The organism is Kosakonia sp. AG348 (genome assembly GCF_003337365.1).
Taxonomy (GTDB): Bacteria; Pseudomonadota; Gammaproteobacteria; order Enterobacterales; family Enterobacteriaceae; genus Kosakonia.
The window spans coordinates 1-1,876 of sequence record NZ_QPJR01000023.1; the positions used below are offsets into that span (position 1 = coordinate 1).

2 protein-coding genes are annotated in these 1,876 nt (G+C 55.4%); both read right to left on the minus strand.

Annotation, left to right across the window (positions count from 1 at the left end; genetic code table 11):
* Positions 1-191, minus strand: a 191-nt coding sequence (locus DFO56_RS24510) for a hypothetical protein (RefSeq protein ID WP_147271699.1), incomplete at its 3' end; no start/stop codon positions are given.
* A 51-nt stretch (positions 192-242) separates the two neighbouring features.
* Positions 243-1,876 (minus strand): hypothetical protein (locus DFO56_RS24515; protein WP_114413914.1); only part of this gene is annotated, 1,634 nt, incomplete at its 5' end.

The window sequence follows — 1,876 nt, forward strand, 5'->3', positions numbered from 1 at the left end:
TACCCTTCGCCGCGCGGGTCGGGAGTAAAGATCAGCGAGCGGGCATCGGGGCGGACAGGGCGGTCGTCGTTATTGTTTTGCGGGCCGGTATATAACGAGCCGGTGGGGATTTCACGTTTGTTTTTGGCGGAGGTTTCCTCGCGGATAAACGGCTGGGGAAAAACAGGAACGGATACAGAATCGATTTTCATAACCACCTCTTTTGCACAAATAAAAAAGATGTCGTACTTCAGGCCGTCAAATTAATGACGGAGACCTAATTTTTTCAGGAAGGGTACTTCGACGGCGGGTAATTCAATATTTCCGGAAAAAATATTCTTAATATCATGCCTGAAAGGGTGTTCTGCATCTTTCAATCTGACAATAGTGATGGGATCGCGTGATGCATTTCCTTCGATGGCGTGAATCTCTTTAACTTTTAACGGCGTGTTAGGGTTAACTAAAATATGGTCCGGGAGCATTCCTCCGGCAGCCATTTTTTTCGGCGCGGTATGATCTAAAATAAAAAGCACTTTGTCAGTAGATTGTTTTTCAAATTGTCCAGTCCAGGTCTCAAGCCAGTTTATTGAGTTCTGCGGTAATGCGGATGCGGACATAAATCCGGCGTCGGTCACCACATCGTTGACTTTTATTTTATTACCGTACGTCCCCGCGGGAACTGTCGCCGCCCGATATGCCGGTGCATTATAATCCGTCAGTTTAGCTACGGCTGCTTTTAATTCTGTTGCCAGCGTTTCCCCTTCGGCTGAAGGGCTAATATGCCGCAGATGATTATTTATCGTGCGGTAAGTGCCATCTCCCCCTTCAATATATTCCGCAAGAATAGCTGATTCCTGCCTGTTTTTTACCGAATTCAAATCCAGCAGGATTTTTTCATCGGCTGCTTTCTCTTTTGCTGTTCTGGCCCGATATTGCCCCTCATCAGGCCTCATATAAAGTTCGCGAAGCTCTTCGCTGACCGGGGAAAATTTTTCCTGGCGGGCAGAGGAAAGCGTACTGCCGCCGGATGTTCCGGCGGTCGCTGCAAGGCTGGCTTGCGGTTCGGTGTTGGTGCGCGGCTGTACCCCGCCGGGCAATGCGCTGCGCTGCCACTCGCCGTTGCCCGACTGCACTGTCAGCACCGGCTGGCGGGTCTGCGGGTCGATAATGCGCGCCCGCCCTTCGCCTGGGCGGAAATCCTGCCCGACTTCGTACACCCTGCTGTCACCTGTTCCATCGCGGTAGCGCAGCAGCCAGCGGTCATTTCCTGCCGCATCCTTCACCTGATGAATGCCCCCGGCGCTGGCGCGGCTCCCGTTGAGCAGCGCCTCGCCATCCTTCACCGCATACTGGCTGATATCACCCGCCAGCGAAGGACGCAGCCGGTTTACTGCCGCCGTTCCGGTTTCTCCGGCCGCTGCCATCTCTGTACCGGTTGCGCCGGCCATTGCCGCACCGGCTTCCCCGGCAGCCGCCTGCTCAGGGGCGTTGCGCAGCGTGGCCAGCGCGCTCCGGCCTTCCGTGGTCATCGCTTTTTCAGTGAAAAACTCCGCCATGGCGCCCGCTTCTGCGGCAATGCCGTCGAGCATCAGCAGCGCGCTGATATCTTTCATCACCAGTTCAGTGTTAGTGGGTTCATTCTGTTCGGTGCGCAGCGGCTGTCCGGCAAAATGGCGCAGCGACTGCACTTTATCGCGGTCGCTGTACTGCGCCAGCGGTTTGCCTTCCAGGCCCGGAACGTCATCGTGGGTGTTGGTTTTATACTGTGCGCCGGTATTGATCTGCTGGTCGAAAAAATCCCGCGCCGCCGCCACCAGCAGGGAAGGCGTGCGTGTGTTGCCCTGCGCGTCATAGTGCGTCTGCGGGGAGGCGGCATACTGTTCGCGCACTTTATCCA